Origin of the sequence: Thermus islandicus DSM 21543 (assembly GCF_000421625.1) — a bacterium.
Taxonomy (GTDB): domain Bacteria; phylum Deinococcota; class Deinococci; order Deinococcales; family Thermaceae; genus Thermus; species Thermus islandicus.
The window spans coordinates 131,532-148,100 of record NZ_ATXJ01000001.1; the positions used below are offsets into that span (position 1 = coordinate 131,532).

20 protein-coding genes and 2 tRNA genes are annotated in these 16,569 nt (G+C 70.1%); 10 read left to right on the top strand and 12 right to left on the bottom strand.

The genetic code is table 11. The features are described from left to right. The first annotated feature begins 2 nt into the window (after window positions 1-2). From H531_RS0100660 to H531_RS0100680, 5 genes are all read left to right on the top strand, one after another. Entirely contained in the window at window positions 3-764 is a 762-nt protein-coding gene (locus H531_RS0100660; RefSeq protein ID WP_022797441.1) for a sugar phosphate isomerase/epimerase family protein, read from the top strand. Between the two features lie 76 nt (window positions 765-840). Then, on the top strand, window positions 841-1,602 hold the full coding sequence (locus H531_RS0100665) for a c-type cytochrome (RefSeq protein ID WP_028490569.1): 762 nt from the start codon (window positions 841-843) through the stop codon (window positions 1,600-1,602). A 3-nt stretch (window positions 1,603-1,605) separates the two neighbouring features. After that, window positions 1,606-2,088: a hypothetical protein gene (locus H531_RS0100670; RefSeq protein WP_022797443.1), complete on the top strand. Its 483-nt coding sequence runs from the start codon at window positions 1,606-1,608 to the stop codon at window positions 2,086-2,088. 8 nt (window positions 2,089-2,096) lie between these two features. Beyond that, the gene (locus tag H531_RS0100675; RefSeq protein WP_022797444.1) at window positions 2,097-2,735 is read left to right on the top strand and encodes a QcrA and Rieske domain-containing protein; all 639 of its coding nucleotides are present in this window, start codon (window positions 2,097-2,099) and stop codon (window positions 2,733-2,735) included. A 1-nt stretch (window position 2,736) separates the two neighbouring features. Continuing rightward, window positions 2,737-4,002: a cytochrome b gene (locus H531_RS0100680; protein WP_022797445.1), complete on the top strand. Its 1,266-nt coding sequence runs from the start codon at window positions 2,737-2,739 to the stop codon at window positions 4,000-4,002. 122 nt (window positions 4,003-4,124) lie between these two features. Here H531_RS0100680 and H531_RS0100685 read toward each other — a convergent pair whose 3' ends face one another. Next, entirely contained in the window at window positions 4,125-5,714 is a 1,590-nt protein-coding gene (locus tag H531_RS0100685; protein ID WP_022797446.1) for a 30S ribosomal protein S1, read from the bottom strand. A 186-nt stretch (window positions 5,715-5,900) separates the two neighbouring features. Here H531_RS0100685 and H531_RS0100690 point away from each other — a divergent pair, with 186 nt between their 5' ends. From H531_RS0100690 to H531_RS0100700, 3 genes are read left to right on the top strand one after another with little or no spacing between them, the layout of a single operon-like run. Further along, the gene (locus H531_RS0100690; RefSeq protein WP_022797447.1) at window positions 5,901-7,016 is read left to right on the top strand and encodes a M20 family metallopeptidase; all 1,116 of its coding nucleotides are present in this window, start codon (window positions 5,901-5,903) and stop codon (window positions 7,014-7,016) included. Further along, complete coding sequence (locus H531_RS0100695; protein ID WP_022797448.1) at window positions 7,013-7,486, top strand: YbaK/EbsC family protein; 474 nt, start codon at window positions 7,013-7,015, stop codon at window positions 7,484-7,486. The genes H531_RS0100690 and H531_RS0100695 overlap by 4 nt, the downstream gene beginning before the upstream one ends. Window positions 7,487-7,488: 2 nt before the next feature. Further along, the gene (locus H531_RS0100700; protein ID WP_022797449.1) at window positions 7,489-7,764 is read left to right on the top strand and encodes a hypothetical protein; all 276 of its coding nucleotides are present in this window, start codon (window positions 7,489-7,491) and stop codon (window positions 7,762-7,764) included. A 109-nt stretch (window positions 7,765-7,873) separates the two neighbouring features. Here the strand turns inward: H531_RS0100700 and H531_RS0100705 are convergent, their stop codons facing one another. Both H531_RS0100705 and H531_RS0100710 read right to left on the bottom strand, forming a co-directional pair. After that, window positions 7,874-9,229, bottom strand: a complete 1,356-nt coding sequence (locus tag H531_RS0100705; RefSeq protein ID WP_022797450.1) for an alanine/glycine:cation symporter family protein — start codon at window positions 9,227-9,229, stop codon at window positions 7,874-7,876. Window position 9,230: 1 nt separating this feature from the next. Then, window positions 9,231-10,085, bottom strand: coding sequence for a DUF4388 domain-containing protein (locus tag H531_RS0100710; RefSeq protein WP_022797451.1), 855 nt, complete (start codon window positions 10,083-10,085; stop codon window positions 9,231-9,233). 113 nt (window positions 10,086-10,198) lie between these two features. Here H531_RS0100710 and H531_RS0100715 point away from each other — a divergent pair, with 113 nt between their 5' ends. Further along, window positions 10,199-10,945, top strand: a complete 747-nt coding sequence (locus tag H531_RS0100715) for a ZIP family metal transporter (protein WP_022797452.1) — start codon at window positions 10,199-10,201, stop codon at window positions 10,943-10,945. Here H531_RS0100715 and H531_RS0100720 read toward each other — a convergent pair. From H531_RS0100720 to H531_RS0100760, 9 genes are all read right to left on the bottom strand, one after another. After that, window positions 10,893-11,606, bottom strand: coding sequence for a DNA/RNA nuclease SfsA (locus tag H531_RS0100720; RefSeq protein ID WP_028490570.1), 714 nt, complete (start codon window positions 11,604-11,606; stop codon window positions 10,893-10,895). The genes H531_RS0100715 and H531_RS0100720 overlap by 53 nt on opposite strands. 53 nt (window positions 11,607-11,659) lie before the next feature. Then, a tRNA-Ser gene (locus H531_RS0100725) sits at window positions 11,660-11,752 on the bottom strand. A gap of 7 nt (window positions 11,753-11,759) precedes the next feature. After that, window positions 11,760-11,850 (bottom strand) — tRNA-Ser (locus H531_RS0100730). A gap of 52 nt (window positions 11,851-11,902) precedes the next feature. Further along, the gene (locus H531_RS0100735; protein ID WP_022797454.1) at window positions 11,903-13,318 is read right to left on the bottom strand and encodes an SWIM zinc finger family protein; all 1,416 of its coding nucleotides are present in this window, start codon (window positions 13,316-13,318) and stop codon (window positions 11,903-11,905) included. Between the two features lie 39 nt (window positions 13,319-13,357). Continuing rightward, window positions 13,358-13,747 (bottom strand): hypothetical protein, encoded by a 390-nt coding sequence (locus H531_RS0100740; protein WP_022797455.1) that lies wholly within the window; start codon window positions 13,745-13,747, stop codon window positions 13,358-13,360. A 10-nt stretch (window positions 13,748-13,757) separates the two neighbouring features. Further along, a complete protein-coding gene (locus H531_RS0100745) occupies window positions 13,758-14,510 on the bottom strand; it encodes an HAD family hydrolase (RefSeq protein ID WP_022797456.1) in 753 nt (250 codons plus the stop codon). 3 nt (window positions 14,511-14,513) lie between these two features. Then, complete coding sequence (locus H531_RS0100750; RefSeq protein WP_022797457.1) at window positions 14,514-14,879, bottom strand: hypothetical protein; 366 nt, start codon at window positions 14,877-14,879, stop codon at window positions 14,514-14,516. After that, window positions 14,876-15,391 carry an LOG family protein gene (locus H531_RS0100755; RefSeq protein WP_022797458.1) on the bottom strand — a complete coding sequence of 172 codons (516 nt, stop codon included), beginning with the start codon at window positions 15,389-15,391 and terminating at the stop codon, window positions 14,876-14,878. The genes H531_RS0100750 and H531_RS0100755 overlap by 4 nt, the downstream gene beginning before the upstream one ends. Beyond that, window positions 15,392-15,826, bottom strand: coding sequence for a universal stress protein (locus H531_RS0100760; RefSeq protein ID WP_022797459.1), 435 nt, complete (start codon window positions 15,824-15,826; stop codon window positions 15,392-15,394). Window positions 15,827-15,848: 22 nt separating this feature from the next. Between H531_RS0100760 and rlmB the strand changes: the two genes are divergently transcribed. Then, window positions 15,849-16,565, top strand: coding sequence for a 23S rRNA (guanosine(2251)-2'-O)-methyltransferase RlmB (rlmB, locus tag H531_RS0100765; RefSeq protein ID WP_022797460.1), 717 nt, complete (start codon window positions 15,849-15,851; stop codon window positions 16,563-16,565). Window positions 16,566-16,569 lie beyond the last annotated feature (4 nt).

The window sequence follows — 16,569 nt, forward strand, 5'->3', positions numbered from 1 at the left end:
GCATGCGCCTGGGCTACAGTCCCTTCAACGCTGAGATGGGCTACGAGGAGGCCTTCCGCCTAGCGGCGGAGCTCGGGCTGGACCTCGAGGTGGCCTACGACCTGCACGAGGCCCTGCCCCTTCCGGGCCCCAAGGAGCTCTGGGCCACGGGGGAGGCCCTGGGGGTGGGCTTCACCCTCCACCTGCCCTTCGTGGAGCTAAACCCGGCAAGCCTCATCCCCAGCGTCCGCAAGCTCGCCGAGGAGCGCCTCCTCAAGGCCCTGGAGTTCGGTGAGGCCCTGGGGGCCCGGGTGGGGGTTCTGCACACGGGCCAGGTGCCCGTCCGCCACCCCCTGGCCCTCTCCCTGGCCCGGGAGGCCCTGGAGCAGACCCTCTCCGCCCTCCTTCCCCTCCCCTTCCCCGTGGCCCTGGAGAACCTGGCCCTGGGGGAGGAGGACCTCCTCAAGGGGCCGGAGGCCCTTAGGGACCTCCTGGGGCGCTTCCCCCAGTACGGGTTCTGCCTGGACGTGGGCCACGCCCTGGTGGAGCTCGGGCCCAGGGGGCCCCTCCTCTACTGGGAGGCCCTGGGGGAGAGGCTTCTCCACCTCCACCTCCACGACAACCACGGGCGGAGGGACGACCACCTCCCGGTGGGGGCGGGGCGGGTTCCCTGGGAGAGGCTTACCCCCCTCCTCCGGGGCTTTTCGGGCACGGCGGCCCTGGAGGTGGGGGGCGGGGCCGGGGGGGTGCGCCGGAGCCTGGCCCGGCTCGGGGCCCCGGCCTAAGGACATATGTCCTGGGCCTCGAGGGCGTATAGTGGTGGGGTGGGGTCTTGTACCCCTGTTCACAAAGGGAGGCAGGATGGTCGTAGACCGGATTGAAGTCTACCTGGACGAGTCCCAGGAGCCCCTGGCGGTCCTCCGGGAGCCCCCCTACCGCCTGCGGCTGGACACCCGGAGGATCCCCGACGGGGAGCACCTCCTGCGGGTGGTCACCCACTTCCGAGGCGGAGGCCAGGAGGTGCGGGAGATCCCCTTCGCCGTCAACAACTACCCCGACGTCCTGGTGGTGGGCCTGGACGAGGGGGGGGAGGTGGCGGGAGAGGTGGAGCTCCGCCTCGCCGTGGGCGAGCCCGAGCTCCCCGTGGAGCCCGTGCGCTTCAACCCCCTTTGGTACGTGGTGGCCTCGGTGGTGGTCCTGGGAGGCATCTGGGCCTACTTCGCCCTCTCCCCGGCCGCGGAGAAGATCGTGGCCGAGGTGGCCCCTCCGGCCGCGCAGGAGGCCAAGGCCCCGGAGGGCGGGGCCCAGCCCGCAGCGGGGGTGGACCCGGCCCTCATGGAAAAGGGCAAGGCCGTGTACGAGGCCAACTGCGCCAGCTGCCACCAGCAAAACGGCCAGGGCGTCCCCGGGGCCTTCCCGCCCCTGGCGGGCAACCCCCACCTGGCGGACGCCAACCACATCCTCAACGTCCTCAAAAACGGCCTCCAGGGCCCCCTCACCGTGAACGGCCAGACCTACAACGGCCAGATGCCGGCCTTCCCCCAGCTCTCCGAGGCCGACATGAAGGCCGTGGCCACCTACATCCGCAACAGTTGGGGTAACGCCTTCGGACCGGTGGAGTGAGCCATGTACCGGAACGATCCTGTCCTTCCCACCTTCAGCCTGATCCTGGCCCTGGGCCTCTTCTACGCGGCCTACCTGGACGGGCGCCTCCTCGCCCGCCTCCAGGGCCACACCCCCATGGAGCTCTCCGTGGGGCAGATCGGCCTCATGGCCTTCGGGGCGGTCCTCCTCCTCTACGGCCTCATGGGCCTCGTCTCCTTCTGGTTGGAGGGGGTGGAGCTGCGCCCGGGCCGCCACTTCCCCGCCCCCTCCACCGCCCCGATGGCCGTGGGGGTGATCCTGGTCCTCCTCCTCACCGCCCTCTCCGGCTTCTTCGCCCGGCTCATCGTCTACTCCGCCCAGACGGGACACAACCCCACCTGGCTCCAGGGCCTCATCTTCGGGAGCATCAGCCTGGTGGTGGCCGCCCTCTTCGGCATCTACAAGAAGTTCTTCGGCCGCGACGAGGCGGTCACCGAGGACGAGAAAGGCGAGTTCCCCTGGTAAGGAGGAGCATGGACGAGCGCGAGATCCGCCTGCGCACCTCTCGGCGCCGCCTCTTCCTGAAGGCGGCCATCGGCACGGGGATCGGGCTTTCCCTGGTCTCCGCCTTCTACGTGGGGGCGAGCCTCCGGCCCAAGGTGGTGGTGACCCCCGACAAGGAGCCGCTGAAGCCCGGGGACATCCTGGTCTACGCCCAGGGGGAAGGGGAGGGGAAGCCCATCGCCCTAAAGGACCTGAAGGTGGGCTCCCCCCTGCTTCTCGCCTACCCCATGGACCCCAAGACCAAGGTGGTGAAGAGCGGGGAGGCCAAGAACACGGTCATGCTGGCCCGCTACCGGCCGGAGGACCTCTCCCCGGAGACGGCTAAGAACGCCGTGGAGGGGATCGTGGCCTACTCGGCGGTCTGCACCCACCTGGGGTGCATCATCAGCCAGTGGCTCGCCGACCAGGGCGCCGCCCTCTGCCCCTGCCACGGGGGCACCTACGACCTCAGGAACGGGGCCAAGGTGGTGGCCGGGCCTCCGCCCCGCCCCGTCCCTCAGCTTCCCCTGAAGGCGGAGGGGGGCGTCCTGGTGGCGGCGGGGCCCTTTACGGGCAAGATCGGGGTGCAGGCCAAGGGTCCTTGCCCAAAGGGGCGGGAGGAGGTGTAGGGTGTACCGCTGGTTAGACGAACGCCTGGACCTGACCGGCCTTTACCACAAGGTCCTGCGCAAGGCCTTCCCCGTCCACCATTCCTTCTTCCTGGGGGAGATCACCCTCTTCGCCTTCGTGGTCCTGGTCCTCACCGGGGTCTTCCTCACCCTGAACTACGAGCCCTCCATCCGCGAGGTCCGGCTCCCCGACGGGCGCACGGTGCCCGCCGCCTACGCCAGCATCCTCTACATTGATAGCCTCCCCTTCGGGGCGGTGATCCGGAGCCTCCACCACTGGTCGGCCCACGCCATGATCGCCGCCGCCTTCTTGCACATGCTCCGGATCCTCCTCACGGGGGCCTACAAGAAGCCCCGGGAGCTCAACTACCTGGTGGGGCTCGCCCTCTTGGGCCTGGCCGTGGTCACCGCCTTCACCGGTTACGCCCTTCCCTACGACAACTACGCCGTGACCGCCACCCGCATCGGCTACGGGATCGCAGGCTCCATCCCCTGGATCGGGGGCACCCTGTCCCAGGTCCTGTTTGGGGGCGAATTCCCGGGCTCGGAGAGGTCCATTCCCCGCCTCTACAGCCTTCACGTCCTCTGGCTGCCCCTCCTCCTCATGGGCCTGATCGGGCTTCACCTCCTCATCATGATCAAGCAGAAGCACACCCAGCCCCGCTACGCCGAGCGGGTGGCCCCGGGGAAGATCCTGGGCGTGCCCATGTACCCGCAACAGCTGGTCATGATGGTGATCCTCTTCGCCCTCTACGTGGGGATCATGACCCTGATCGCCGGGGCCTTCCTCGCCCACCCCGTGGAGGCCTTCGGCCCCCCCACCCCCAACACCCCCGCGGTGAAGCCCGACTGGTACTTCCTCTGGATCTACGGGATCCTGCAGATCATCCCCTCCAGCTGGGAGTTCCGCCTCTTCGGGGCCACCATCGGGCCCGAGTTCATCGGGGGGGTCCTGGTGCCGGGGGTCTTGGGCCTGGTGGGCCTTCTCCTGCCCTTCGTGGACGTCCGCAAGGACAAAATGCGCTACCTCGAGCTCCCCTCCGAGCACCCCGTGCGCACCAGCGCCCTCCTGGCCCTTTTGGTCTTCTTCCTCATGGCCAGCCTCGCCGGGTACAAGATTGACTTCCAGCAGCAGGGTTCCCTCCTGGGGAACAACGCCGTGCTGTGGACCCTGGTCCTGGGAGCGCCCCTCCTCACCTTCGCCCTCTCCTACACCCTGATGCGCGTCTTCTACGGAAAGGAAGCGGCGGGGCGGGAGGCCCTCTGAGGCCACCCCATGCTGGCTTAGGCCAGCATGGGGGCCCCGGGCTTCCTGGTAGGCTTCCCTAGGCCCATGCGGTAGGGAAAGCCCCCGCCAGCTGGCGGGGGCTTTCCCTCAGGGCAGGGAAACTACTTCTCCTCCTCCAGGCCCAGGCTTGCGAGGAGGTCGCCGTAGAGGTCGCCAAGCTTGACGCTGGTGGTGGGGAGGGCGGAGGCGTCGTAGAGGTTGTACTCGGCCACGGCCCCGTACTCGTACTCCCGTCGCTCCTCCGGGCGGCCCTTGGGCTTGCGCTTGCCCCGGGCCTCCTTGCCCTTGGCCCGGCGCGGGCGCTCCTCCTCCACCCTGGGCGGGGGCGGGGGAAGGAGGCGCTTGCGGGAGAGGGAGATGCGCTGCTCCACGGGATCTATGTGAAGGACCACCACCTCCATCTCCTCCCCCTTCTTGAAGAGGGCCGCGGGGTTCTCCACGCGCCCGTGGTCCAGCTCAGACACGTGGACCAGGCCCTCCATGCCGGGCTCCAGCTCCACGAAGACGCCAAAGTCCGTGACCCCGGTGATGCGGCCCTTGACCACCGTCCCCGGGGGGTACTTCTCGGTGAGCTGCTGCCAGGGATCGGGCTGGGTCTGCTTGAGGCCCAAGGAGAGGCGGCGCTCCGCGGGGTCCAGCCGGAGGACCACGGCCTCCACCTCGTCCCCCTCCTTCACCACCTCGGAGGGGTGCTTGGGGCGCTTGGTCCAGGAGAGCTCGGAGATGTGGATCAGCCCCTCGAGGCCCGGCTCCACCTCCACGAAGGCCCCAAAGGGGGTGAGGCCCACCACCTTGCCCCGGACCCGGGTGCCCACGGGGTACTTCTCCGCCACCGTGGACCAGGGGTCGGGGACGAGGGCCTTGATGGAAAGGTTGACCCGCTCCCGGGCGGGGTCCACGGACACCACCCGGGCCTTGACCCGCTGCCCCTTGTGGACCACCTCGCGGGGGTGGGTAAACCGCCCCCAGGTGATCTCCGAACGGTGGACGAGGCCGTCCACGGGGCCCAGGTTGACGAAGACCCCGAAGTCGGTCACATCCGCCACGGTGCCCTCCACCACCTGGCCGGGCTCGAGGCTCTGGAAGAAGGCCTCCTTGGCCCGCTTCTGCTCCTCTTCCAGCACCGCCCGGCGGGAGAGGAGCACCCGCCCCTTCTTGCGGTTCAGCTCAATGATCTTGGCCAGGATCTGCTGGCCCACGTAGGCGTCCAGGTTGGGAATGCGCCTCAGGTCCAGCTGCGAGGCCGGGATGAAGGCCCGAACGCCGTCCAGCTCGGCGACCACGCCCCCCTTGACCTTCTCCTTCACGGTGACGGTCACCGGCTCCCCCTTCTCGTAGAGCTCCTGGATGCGGTCCCAGTGCTCCTGGGCCTCCACCTTCCTGCGGGAGAGGAGGATCTGGCCGGTCTCAGGGTCCACCCGGAGCACCTGGACCCTCACCTCATCCCCGGGCCGGAGGAGGGCCTTGAGCTCCTCCTCGGGGAGGGGCCTTTCCGTGAGCTGGTTGAAGGGGATAATGCCTTCCGTCTTGGCGCCGATGTCCACCGCTACGCCTTCGGAACCCACCAAGACCACCCTGCCCGTCAGGACCTGGCCGGGGCGAACCCGCTTCTCCAGGCGGGCCTCCGTCTCCTGAAGGGCCTGTTCCATGCTGAAGGTCTTTTCCGGGGTCTGGGTCGCCTTTTCTTCCATGCCGCCTCTTTCCTCCTTACGCGCCTTCCCTGGGGGAAGGCGGGCGCTTTACGCGCGGGTTCACACGAAAAGACGGGGGAGAACCCTCACTCCCCGCTTCCGGTGAACCAGCCCCGAAGGGCATACCCTTCCTTTATACCACGGGGGGCTTGGCTTGCCAAGGGGCAATGCGGGCATAATGAGCCTATGGAAACCCTAGCCTGGATGCAGGCGAAGCTCCCCGAAATCCTTGCGGACCTCGAGGCCTTCGTGCGCCGGGAATCCCCCTCGGGGGACCTGGCAGGCCTAAAGGAGGCCGCGGCCTTCCTCGAGGAAGCCTTCGGGCCCTTAGAGGGGAGGCTTGCCCGCAAGGAAACCCCCAAAGGCCCGGTCCTCCTCCTGAAGCGGGAAGGGGAGGGAGCCCCTGTCCTCCTCCTCTGCCACTACGACACCGTCCACCCCAGGGGGAGCTTCCCCGAGGCCTTCCGCCTGGAAAGGGAGAAGGCCATCGGCCCCGGGGTCTACGACATGAAAGGGGGCATCATCGCCCTCCTCTACGCCCTGCGCCACGCCGAGGCCAGCGGGCGGAGGCTTCCTGCCCTGGAGGTGCTCTTCACCCCGGACGAGGAGGTCGGCTCCCCGGAAACCCGCCCCCTCATTGAAGCCGCGGCCAGGAAGGCCCGGGCCGTCCTGGTCCTGGAACCCCCCACGGCCGAGGGGGACCTGAAGGTGGCCCGGAAGGGGGTGGGCCTCTACCGCCTCAAGGCCCTAGGCAAGGCCGCCCACCAGGGGGTGGAGCCGGAGAAGGGGGTGAACGCCGTCATAGAGCTCGCCCACCAGATCCTCAAGGTGGCGGCCCTGGAGGACCGGGAAAAGGGCACCACCCTGGGCCCCAACGTGGTCCGGGGCGGCACGGCCTCCAACGTGGTGGCGGAGGCGGCAGAGGTGGAGATTGACCTCCGGGCCTGGACCATGGAGGAGGTCCAGAGGGTGGAGGCGGGGCTTAAGGCCCTTACCCCCATCCTGCCGGGGGCGAGGCTGGAGCTTTCGGGCGGCCTCAACCGCCCCCCCATGGAACCCACCCCGGAAAGCCTCGCCCTCTTTGAACGGGCCCAGGCCATCGGAAAGGCCCTAGGCCTCTCCTTAAGGCCGGGCCGGGTGGGCGGGGGCTCGGACGGGAACTTCACCGCCGCCTTAGGGGTGCCTACCCTGGACGGCCTGGGGCTTTTGGGCGGGGATGCCCACCAGCGGACGGAGTACGTGGTGGTGCCGGAGATCCCCCGGCGGATCGCCCTCCTCGCCGAGCTCCTCTACACCCTATGAGCCTCTCCCCTTCCGCCCAAAGGGTGCAGGAGGCCCTGAAGGCCCTGGGCTTCCCCCACCTCCAGGTGAGGGAGCTTCCCGCCTCCACCCGCACCGCGGAGGAGGCGGCGAGGGCGGTGGGGGCCGAGGTGGGCCAGATCGTAAAGAGCTTGGTGTTCATGGGGGAAGGGGGCTACCTCTTCCTGGTGAGCGGCAGGAACCGGCTGGACCTCCGCAAGGCCGAGGCCCTGGCCAAGGAGTCCTTGCGCCGGGCCACCCCGGAGGAGGTCCGGGCCCTCACGGGCTTCGCCATCGGCGGGGTGCCCCCCGTGGGCCACGCTACCCCCCTCCCCGCCTTCTTGGACGAGGACCTCCTCCTCTACCCCCAGGTCTTCGCGGCCGGGGGCACCCCAAGGGCCCTCTTCGCCCTCACCCCGAAGGAGCTCCTCGCCCTCACCCAGGCGCGGGTAGCGGACCTGAAGGAGGCTTAGCCGTGTGGTTCTTCCGCAAGGATCCCCACGTGCAACCCGATGGCCCCCTGGCCTTCCGGGTCCGGGTGCGCACAAAAAGCGGGGAGGTGGTGGAGCTCAGGCTTTCCAAAAGCGCCGAGATCTCCCCCACAGAGGCAGGCTTCTACGTGCGCAAGGAGATCGTGGCCCCAAAGAGCCTGGACCGGGCGGTGCTGGAGATCTGGTTTGATCGGCGCTTCCGCCCGGTGCGCAAGGAGGTGGTGGGGGGCGAGCTGGTGCCCATCCGGGAGTGGGACTAATACCCCCGGTAGAAAGTCCCCGCGAGGCCCCACCGCGGCCAAGCCCCAAAAGGGCCTCCTTACAGCCCTAGTTTGGCCATCCCATGTTGCGAAACCCACGTGGGGACCCTTAGCGGGGAGGAACCCAGGGCTCCCCCCGGAAGAAGCCGTAAACGAGGCGCCCCACCACCGGTCCCAAGAGCACCAGGCCGAGGAGGTTGGGGATGGCCATGAGGCCGTTTAGGGTGTCGGAGATGGCCAGGAAGGCCTCGAGGCCCCCCAGGGGCCCTACGAAGGCCAGGGTGGCGAAGGTGAGGCGGTAGGGCCAGCGGATCCCCTCGCCCAGGAGGAAGGCCGCGGCCTCCTCCCCGTAGAAGCCCCACGAGATCATGGTCCCCAGGGCAAAGACCGCTACGGTGAGGGCCAGGATTACCCCGCCCAGGGGGTGGGCCTGAAAGAGGGCCTGGGCCGCCTCGGCGGCGCTTCCCCCCTTCTGCCAAAGCCCCGAGGCGAGGAAGGTGAGGGCGGTGAGGGAGGTCACGAGGAAGCTCACGAACATCTCGGTGACCCCCCAGAAGCCCTGGCGCACGGGGTGGTCCACCTGGGCCTGAGCGTGGGCGATGGGAGCCGAGCCGAGGCCCGCCTCGTTGGCGAAGATGCCCCGGCCGAGCCCGGCATTGAGGGCGGCGAAGAGGCTGTACCCCGCCGCCCCCCCCAGGGCGGCCTCGGGGCTGAAGGCGGCCCGGAAGACCAGGGCCAGGGCCTCGGGGATCCTCCCGAGGTAGAGGAGGAAGAGGGGAACCACCGCCACCAGGAAGAGGAGGAGCTTGAGAGGCACCACCACCTGGGCGAAGCGGGCCACCCGCACGATCCCCCCACCCAGGACTACCCCCACGAGGAGGGCCAGGAAGAGGCCCACCAGGGCGGGGGGGGCCCCAAGAGGAGCCACGGCCCCTCCTACCGCCCCAGCCTGGGAAAGGTTCCCGATGCCGAAGGCGGCCACCGCGGCGAAGAAGGCGAAGAGGTAGCCCAGGAAGCGGAGGCGGGGAAGCCCCCGCGAGAGGTAGTACATGGGCCCCCCGGAGACGGAGCCATCGGCAAAGCGGCGGCGGTAGTGGACCGCTAGGGTCGCCTCGGCGAACTTCGTCCCAGTGCCTAAAAAGTAGCCCACCCACATCCAGAACACGGCCCCGGGCCCTCCCACGAGCACGGCGGCCATCATCCCCAGAAGGTGGCCCGTGCCCACCGTGGCCGAGAGGGCCACCATGGTGGCCTGGAAGGGGGTGATCTGGCCCCCGAAGCCGTAGGCCCGCTCCCGGATGGCCCCCAGGGTCTCGCTGAAGGAAACCCGCATCATCCGGAAGGGGGCGCTGAACCAGCGAATTTGGAAAAAGACCAGATAAGCCCCCACCAAGAGGAAGACGAGCTTCATGGGGAAGCCGTAAACGATCCGGTTTAGATACTCGTTCAAGGTCAGGATATCCACGCTACACCTCCGGCACCACCTCCACCCTGTCCCCACGGCGCAGGCGGAGGCGCTTGAGGTCCCCCTCCAAAAGCCCGAGCCGTTCAGGGAGGTTAGGCCTAGGGCGTACCTCCATCACCGCTTCCGGGGCGCGCAAGCGGAGCCGGAACCCGTGGCGGATGGCCCGGGCCCACTCGGCGTAAAGGGCCTCGTCCACGTAGGCCACCCCCGATCCTGTCCCGTAGATGGGGAGGACGAGGAGGGGCACCGGAGCCAGGGCCACCTGGGGGAGGGCCTCCAGAACCCCCATCCTGAGGAGGGTATTCAAGATGCGGGCCAGGCGCAAGACCCCAGGGGCCAGGAGCACCTCGGCGATGCGCTTACCCTCGAGCTGGGCCAGGACCGAAAGCACCTCCGGGGGAAGCTCCACCTCCTCGCCCTCATTGCCCAGGCGCAGCGCGTAGCCCCTCTCTATGGGAAGGCCGAGCAGGTTCTGCAAGGGGAGGGGCTCGGGGATGTGGGGGCGGAGGACGTACCCCCAGTTGTCGGGAAGGCTCAGGCTTTCCCAGACGGCCTGGGCCTCGGCCAGCCGCGCCGGGACCGAGAGCCCTCCGAGAAGGGTGGTGTGGGGCGGGAGGGCCTCCGGCTCAAAGGCGAAGGGGGCCTGCTTCAGGCCCACCAGGAGGTCCAGGGCCTCCTCCCCCTCGAGGCCCCGCTCCCCGGACCAGGCCCGGGCGTGGACCACCTGCCCCGCCCTCAGGTACACCTCGGCCTCGAGGAAGGGGGGCTTGAGGACGAGCCGCCCGGTGCGCCCCGCGCCCATGAGAGCGCCCACCAGGGAGGGAAAGGGAAACTCCGCAAGGTGGCCCGAAAGCATTCCCCTCCGTTTTACCATGGCCCTTCCCGTCCGTCCAGACGGGCCCAACCGGGAGGCGGGGGTCCAGAACCGACACATTACGATTGAGAATCACTTGTAATAAACTAGAAGCCATGGACGCCCTACCCCTCTCCCCCTTCACCGTCTTCCTCTACGCCCTCCTCACCGCCATCGCCACAGGATTAGGGGCCCTTCCCTTTCTCTTCACCCGGCGCCTCCTAAGCCGGCACCTGGGCCTAGCCAACGCCGCCGCCGCCGGCCTTATGCTGGCCGCCAGCTTCGGCCTCATCTACGAAGGGGTCCGCTCCGGCCTAGGCCGCACCCTGCTGGGGGTCCTCCTGGGGCTCCTCTTCATTCAGCTTTCTCACCGCCACCTCGAGGGCCGGGAGGTGAGCTTCGGCGCCCTAAACGGCCTGGACGCCCGCAAGGCCCTCATGATCGTAGGCATCATGACCCTCCATTCCTTCGCCGAGGGGGTGGGGGTGGGGGTGGCCTTCGGGGGCGGGGAGGCCTTGGGGGTCTTCATCACCCTGGCCATCGCCGTGCACAACATTCCCGAGGGGCTCGCCATCAGCCTGGTGCTGATCCCAAGGGGGGTGAGCGTGCTAGGAGCCGCCCTTTGGAGCGTCTTCTCCAGCCTCCCCCAACCCCTCATGGCCGTGCCCGCCTACCTCTTCGTGGAGGCCTTCAAACCCGCCCTGCCCGTGGGGCTTGGCTTCGCCGCGGGGGCCATGATCTGGATGGCGGTGGCCGAAATCCTCCGCGACGCCCTGAAAGAGGCCGAGGCCGAGGGGGTGGCCACGGTTCTCACCCTTTCTGCGGCCCTGATGGTGGCCTTCCAGATCCTCCTCGGGGGCTAAGCCAGACCCAGGGGAGGGGGGCCTCGAGGTGGAGGGCTTCCAGGGTGGGGCGCACCCGGAAGGCCAGGAGCTGGACCCCGGCCTCCAGAGCCTCCCTGGCGGCCTGCCACAGGACCCGGTCCTCGGGGTCCAGGGCGAAGGCCTGGGCCAGGGGGTGCTGCACCACCCAGACGGCCCAGGCCGCATGGCCCTCCCGGGCTAGGGCGGCAAGAAGCCTCAGGTGCCGGGCGCCCCTCGGGGTGGGGGCATCGGGGAAGAGGGCCAGGCCCCCTTCCACCCGGTTGCAGTTCTTGGCCTCCAGGAAAGCCTCTTTTCCCCCAAGCCTCGCCCGGAAGTCCAGGCGCTCCCCCGCCACGGGGGCTTCCCTCCTTAAGGCCTCCAGGGGGCCGAAGAAGCCCCCGCGGAGGAGGGCCTCGAGGACCCGGGCGGCCAGGGAGGCGTCCACCCCCACCAGGACCCCTTCTTGCTCCACCAGCAAAAGCCGGCCTAGGGTCTTGGGGGTAGGCCTAGGGTGGTAATGGCCCGGGGTGCCGGGCCGGAGGAGCTCGGCCATGCGGCCGCTATTGGGAAGGTGCAAGGGTCCCACGTCCGCCTCCACCAGGAAGCGGTGGGCCCGCCGGAGGACCCGGCAGGGCCAGAGGGCCGGGAGAGGGAGGCGCACCTCCACCCCCCCAGGCTACACGAGGAAGGGCCCGGGGAAGCCCCGGGCCCTTTTGGCGGAGAGGGCGGGATTCGAACCCGCGGCACCGGTTTTCCCGGTGCAACACCTTAGCAGGGTGCCGCCTTAGACCACTCGGCCACCTCTCCTCGCCTTTGGCGGAGGGTGAGGGATTCGAACCCCCGGTGGGCGCTGGGCCCACAGCGGTTTTCAAGACCGCCGCCTTCAACCGCTCGGCCAACCCTCCGGGACTGGCCGCAAGCCCCACTATGCGCCAAGCTTCCCTCCCTGTCAAGGCATTAGCCCCCCACCAGGGAGGCGAGGGCCTCCTTGAGGGCCCGCCGCCGGGGGTAGGCGAGGAGGAGCCCCCGGGCGGCCTGCCGCGCCCCCTCCGGGTCCAGGCGGGCGGCCCGCCGGAGCAGGTCCGCCGCCTCCTGGTAGCGCGCCCTTCCCCCCTCCTCCACCAGATGGCGGGCGGCCTCGAGGTAGAGCCGCTTCGCCTCCTCGGGAAGCCGCTCCTCCAAGGCCTCCGCCAGGGCGGGGTAGGCCTGAAGGGGCGCCCGCCTCAGGAGGCGGTCCAAGGAGCGCCAGTCCTCCTCCAGGAGGTGGATGCGGGCGAGGAGGGCGGGGTCTTCCACCCTGCGCAAAAGCTCCTTCCGCCTCTCCGGGAAAGCCCGGCCCAGGAGGGCCCGGAGGGCAGCGTAGTCCTCGAGGCTGGGCCGGAAGGCGAAGCGCAGGAACAGGTCCTCGGGCCGTCCCCGCCGGCTCGCCAGGAGGTCCGCCAGGGAGAAGAGCCTGGGGTCCTTGCCGAACCACTCCAGGGCCTCCTCCGCGTAGCCCAAGGCCTCCGCCTCCCGCCCCAGGGCGAGGAGGCGCTCCACCAGGGCCAGGTAGTCCTCGGGGGCCTCCAGGTGCTCCCGCATGAGGCCCAGGGCCTCCTCCTCCCGCCCCAGGGCGAAGAGGAGTTTCACCCTCAGGGCCCTTTTTAGGCCCCCCGGGTCCCGGCCGGAGAGAAGGGGGAGGAGGGCCTCCGGGGCCGCCTTCCCCAAGGCCAAAAGGGCCTCCTCCAGGGCGGGAAAAGGAGCCTTCTCGTAGAGGCCAAGGAGGGGGGCAGGATTCCCGGCGACCTCCAGGTACCGCCTCAGCCCCGCCCTCAGGTAGGGCTCGGGATCAAAGGGGGCCTCGAGGAGGGCCTGCAAAAAGGCCAGGACCTCCTTCTCCCCCACCCGGGGGAGGCGGAGGAGGAGGGCCTTGGCCTCCTCCTCCCCACCCCCCAGGAAGAGGGCCTGGCGGAGAGCCCGCACCCCCTGCAGGAAGGTCCTCTCCGGAAGCAGGGCCTCCCCGAGGAGCCACGCCACCTCGGGCACCTGGGCGAGGGCCTGGAGGAGCCCCTTGGCCTCCTCCGCGGAGAGGCGCCCCAGGGCCTCGAGGAGGTCCTCCCTGGGGCGGCCCTCCACGTAGGCGTAAAGGAGGGCGGCCGCGTGCTTGCAGGGAAAGCCAGGGTAGGGGCAGGTGCAGCCCCCGCCCCCCCCGGGCCCCACCTCCACCCGGTAGGGCGCGGGGGCCGAGCCCTGGACCTCGCCCAGAAGCCTCTCCCCCACCCGATAGACCCTAAGGACCCGGCCCTCCCGGGCGTAGGCCAGGCCCCGGCGCAGCACCTCCTGGGGGAAAAGGGAGGCGAAGTCCTCCTCCCTTTTAGGCGGAAAGGAGCCCACGGCCTTAGTGTGCTCCAAGGGCGCCCGGGCGGCCAGGGGCTAGAGCCGGAGGAGGGGGCGGAACCAGGGGATGGAAAGGGCGAGCACCAGAAGGGCGAGGGCGAAGAGGAGCCGGGCGCGGGGCTTCCCCTTCCGGGCCTGGGAAAGCCCTGCGTGGGCCAGCCCCAGGGCCACCACCCCGCCCACCCAGTGCTCGGCCACGAAGTAGCGGGCCTCCCCCGGCGTCCGCATCACCTGCCCCAAGGCGGCTAGGGCCCCCTGGAAGAGGGGGCTGGCGAAGGCCAGGGCCAGCCCTAAGAGCACCTGGAGGGTAAGCGTGTGGGCGAAGAAGGCCCCGGGGCGGGGCCCAGGGCGGAGGAGGGCCCATAGCCCGAAAAGGAGGACGAGCCAGCGCACGAGGCTGTGGAGAACGAGCAGGGCCTCGTACATCGCCCCCAGCTTACCCCAAAAGGGCCAGGGCCTCCCGCAGGTCCCTCACCGCTAGGTGGGGGGGGAAGCGGGGGTCGGGCGGGCGGTGGCCCCGGTCCACCCACACCGCCTTGGCCCCGGCCAGGAGGGCCCCCTGGACGTCCCTTTGGGGATTATCCCCTACCATGACCGCCTCCTCGGGGGCCACCCCGTGGGCGCAGAAGGCCATGCGGAAGAGCCTGGGGTCGGGCTTGCCCAGGCCCACCTCCCCGGAGATGAGGGTGAGGCTGAAGGCCTCGAGGAGCCCCGCCCCGGCGAGCTTCTCCCGCTGGAGGTCCGGGACCCCGTTGGTGAGGAGCACGAGGTGCGCCCCCCTCTCCCGAAGGGCAAGGAGGAACTCGGGCACCTCGGGGAAAAGGGGATAGCGGCGCCTCCTTTGGAAGAAGGCCTCCGCCAGCTCCCGGGCCCTTTCCGCCGGACCCCCCAGGGCCTCCAGGGCCTCGCGGAAGACCTGCTCCCGGAAGGGCCAGGCCCAGGCCGCCCACCCCTCGAGGCCCGGGGTGGAGTAGCGGGCCCAGAGGGCCTCGAGGGCCGAGTGCCCCAGGCGCTCGGCCCAGGGGTAGAAGGGAGCCTGGCGGAAGAGGGCCTCGGCCCGCGCCCGCACCGCCCCGAAAAGCCCCTTCACCCCCGCCTCCTCCCCTAAGGCCTCCAGAACCTCCCGGGTCACGGAGAGGTCCTGGAGGAGGGTGTCGTCCAGGTCCAAAAGCCAAAGCCTGGCCCCCACGCCTCACCCCTCCCGCACCAGGATGGGGTTCTCCCCCGGGTCAAAGAGGAGGAGGTGCGCCCCCGCCTCCAGGAAGGCCAGGCCGTACTTGGCCAGGCGAAGGCGCTCGTGGGCCAGGTCCTCCACCAAGAAGACCAGCCTCCCCTCCTCGAGGCGGAACCGGGCGAAACCCCGGCCCTCGGGGCTCGGCCTCTGCGGTCCCCGCTCCACCCCTCCCGCCCCCGGCCGGAGGAGGAGGAGGGGGCCTTCCCCCGGGGCCAAAAGGGCCTCCTTTTCCGGGAGGAGCTCCTCCAGGACCAGGCCCAGGGCCTGGTAGAAGCTCACCCCCTGGCCCAGGTCGGGGACGCGAACGAGGAGGGTCTCGCTCATAGGCCCCTCAGGAAGGCGCGCAGATCCCCCTCGTCCGCCACCACCCGCAGGAGGGCCAGGTCCCCCGGGGCGATCTCCCCGTGGGGGCGCAGAAGGGAAAGCCAGTAGGGGTCCACCGCCAAGGGCCGCCCTAGGCCCCGCCTCAGGTAGAGGAGGTTCCAGGCCAGGACGAGCTCGGCCAGGGTCCCCACCCCCCCCGGCAGGGCCAGGTACCCCGCCCCCAGGTCCAGAAGGCGCCCGATGCGCTGGGGGAGGGTGGCGGCCGGGAGCTCCACGTCCACGTAGGGGCTAGGGCCGGGCCTCTCCGGGAAAAGCCCCGGGGCTGTAACCCCCACCACGAGCCCCCCCCGGGCCTTCACCCCCTGGGCCAAGGCGGCCATCCCTCCCTGGTACCCCCCGCAGGCCAGGCCGAACCCCTCCTCGGCCAGCACCTCCCCGTAGCGAACCAGCTGGGCGTAGAGAGGGTCCTCCGGGGCGAGGCGGGAGGAGACAAAGGCGGAGACCAGGCGCATTTAGCGGCAGCGCACCACCAGGACGGGAACGGAAACCCGGTGCAGGACCCCCTCCGTCACCGAGCCCAGGAGGAGCTTGTCCAGACCCGTGCGCCCGTGGGTACCCATGACAAGGAGGTCAAAGCCCTTGGCGGCCTCCACGATGGTGGGGATGGGCACCCCCTCCTTCACCTCCCCCGTGGCCTCCACGCCCCGCTCCCGGGCCAAGGCGAGGGCCTTCTTGATGGCCTCCTCCCCCGCCCGCTTTAGGTCCTCCAAAAGCTCCAGGCCATAGGGCACGCTCTCGGGAGCAATCCAGATGGCCTGGGCCGGGTTTTCCAGGACGTAGAGGAAGTGGACCCGGGCGGAAAGCACCTTGGCCAGGTCCAAGCCGTGGCCAATGGCCTCCAGGCTACAGGGGCTTCCGTCCGTGGGCATGAGGATGCTCCGGTACATGGCTTCATCATACACTAAGGCGGTGTGGATCTACGGGCGGAACCCGGTCCTCGAGGCCCTAAGGGCGGGCCAGGCCCGGCGCGTCCTCGTGGCCCGGGGGGTGGAGGGCTGGTTCCTGAGGGAGCTGGAAAGGCTCGGGGCCGAGTACACCCTGGTGCCCCGGATTGAGCTGGACGCCCTCCTCAGGACCACCCACCACCAAGGGGTGGCGGCGGAGGTGGCGGAACCCCCCTACGCCACCCTGGAGGACGCCTTCCGCCTGGCGGAAGCCCGGAAGGAGATGCCCCTCCTCGTGGCCCTGGACGGGATCACCGACCCCCGGAACTACGGGGCCATGATCCGAAGCGCCCTGGCCCTTGGGGCCCACGGGGTTCTCTCCGAGGAAAGGCGCGCCGCCCCCCTCTCCCCCCTCGCCCTAAAAGCGAGCGCCGGGGCTGCCCTGAGGCTTCCCGTGGTGAAGGTGAAGAACCTTCCCCGGACGCTGAAGGCCCTCAAGGAGGCCGGGCTTTGGGTCTACGGCCTGGACGTGGGGGGGGAGAAGACCCCGAGGGAGCTGGACTACCAGAGGCCCCTCGTCCTGGTGGTGGGCTCCGAAGGGGAGGGGATGCGGCGGCTCGTGCGGGAAGGGTGCGACGAGCTCTTCCGCATCCCCATCCGCGAGGAGGCCGAGTCCCTGAACGCCTCCGTGGCCTTGGGGATCGCCCTCTACCAGGCGGCCCTGGCCCGGAGTGTAGGATAGGGGC

What these genes read in the sequence shown, in the direction of transcription:
- H531_RS0100660 (WP_022797441.1), top strand. Translation starts at nt 3, where the DNA reads ATGCGCCTGGGCTACAGTCCCTTCAACGCTGAGATGGGCTACGAGGAG.
- H531_RS0100665 (WP_028490569.1), top strand. Translation starts at nt 841, where the DNA reads ATGGTCGTAGACCGGATTGAAGTCTACCTGGACGAGTCCCAGGAGCCC.
- H531_RS0100670 (WP_022797443.1), top strand. Translation starts at nt 1,606, where the DNA reads ATGTACCGGAACGATCCTGTCCTTCCCACCTTCAGCCTGATCCTGGCC.
- H531_RS0100675 (WP_022797444.1), top strand. Translation starts at nt 2,097, where the DNA reads ATGGACGAGCGCGAGATCCGCCTGCGCACCTCTCGGCGCCGCCTCTTC.
- H531_RS0100685 (WP_022797446.1), bottom strand. Translation starts at nt 5,714, where the DNA reads ATGGAAGAAAAGGCGACCCAGACCCCGGAAAAGACCTTCAGCATGGAA.
- H531_RS0100690 (WP_022797447.1), top strand. Translation starts at nt 5,901, where the DNA reads ATGGAAACCCTAGCCTGGATGCAGGCGAAGCTCCCCGAAATCCTTGCG.
- H531_RS0100695 (WP_022797448.1), top strand. Translation starts at nt 7,013, where the DNA reads ATGAGCCTCTCCCCTTCCGCCCAAAGGGTGCAGGAGGCCCTGAAGGCC.
- H531_RS0100710 (WP_022797451.1), bottom strand. Translation starts at nt 10,085, where the DNA reads ATGCTTTCGGGCCACCTTGCGGAGTTTCCCTTTCCCTCCCTGGTGGGC.
- H531_RS0100715 (WP_022797452.1), top strand. Translation starts at nt 10,199, where the DNA reads ATGGACGCCCTACCCCTCTCCCCCTTCACCGTCTTCCTCTACGCCCTC.
- H531_RS0100740 (WP_022797455.1), bottom strand. Translation starts at nt 13,747, where the DNA reads ATGTACGAGGCCCTGCTCGTTCTCCACAGCCTCGTGCGCTGGCTCGTC.
- H531_RS0100750 (WP_022797457.1), bottom strand. Translation starts at nt 14,879, where the DNA reads ATGAGCGAGACCCTCCTCGTTCGCGTCCCCGACCTGGGCCAGGGGGTG.
- H531_RS0100755 (WP_022797458.1), bottom strand. Translation starts at nt 15,391, where the DNA reads ATGCGCCTGGTCTCCGCCTTTGTCTCCTCCCGCCTCGCCCCGGAGGAC.
- H531_RS0100760 (WP_022797459.1), bottom strand. Translation starts at nt 15,826, where the DNA reads ATGTACCGGAGCATCCTCATGCCCACGGACGGAAGCCCCTGTAGCCTG.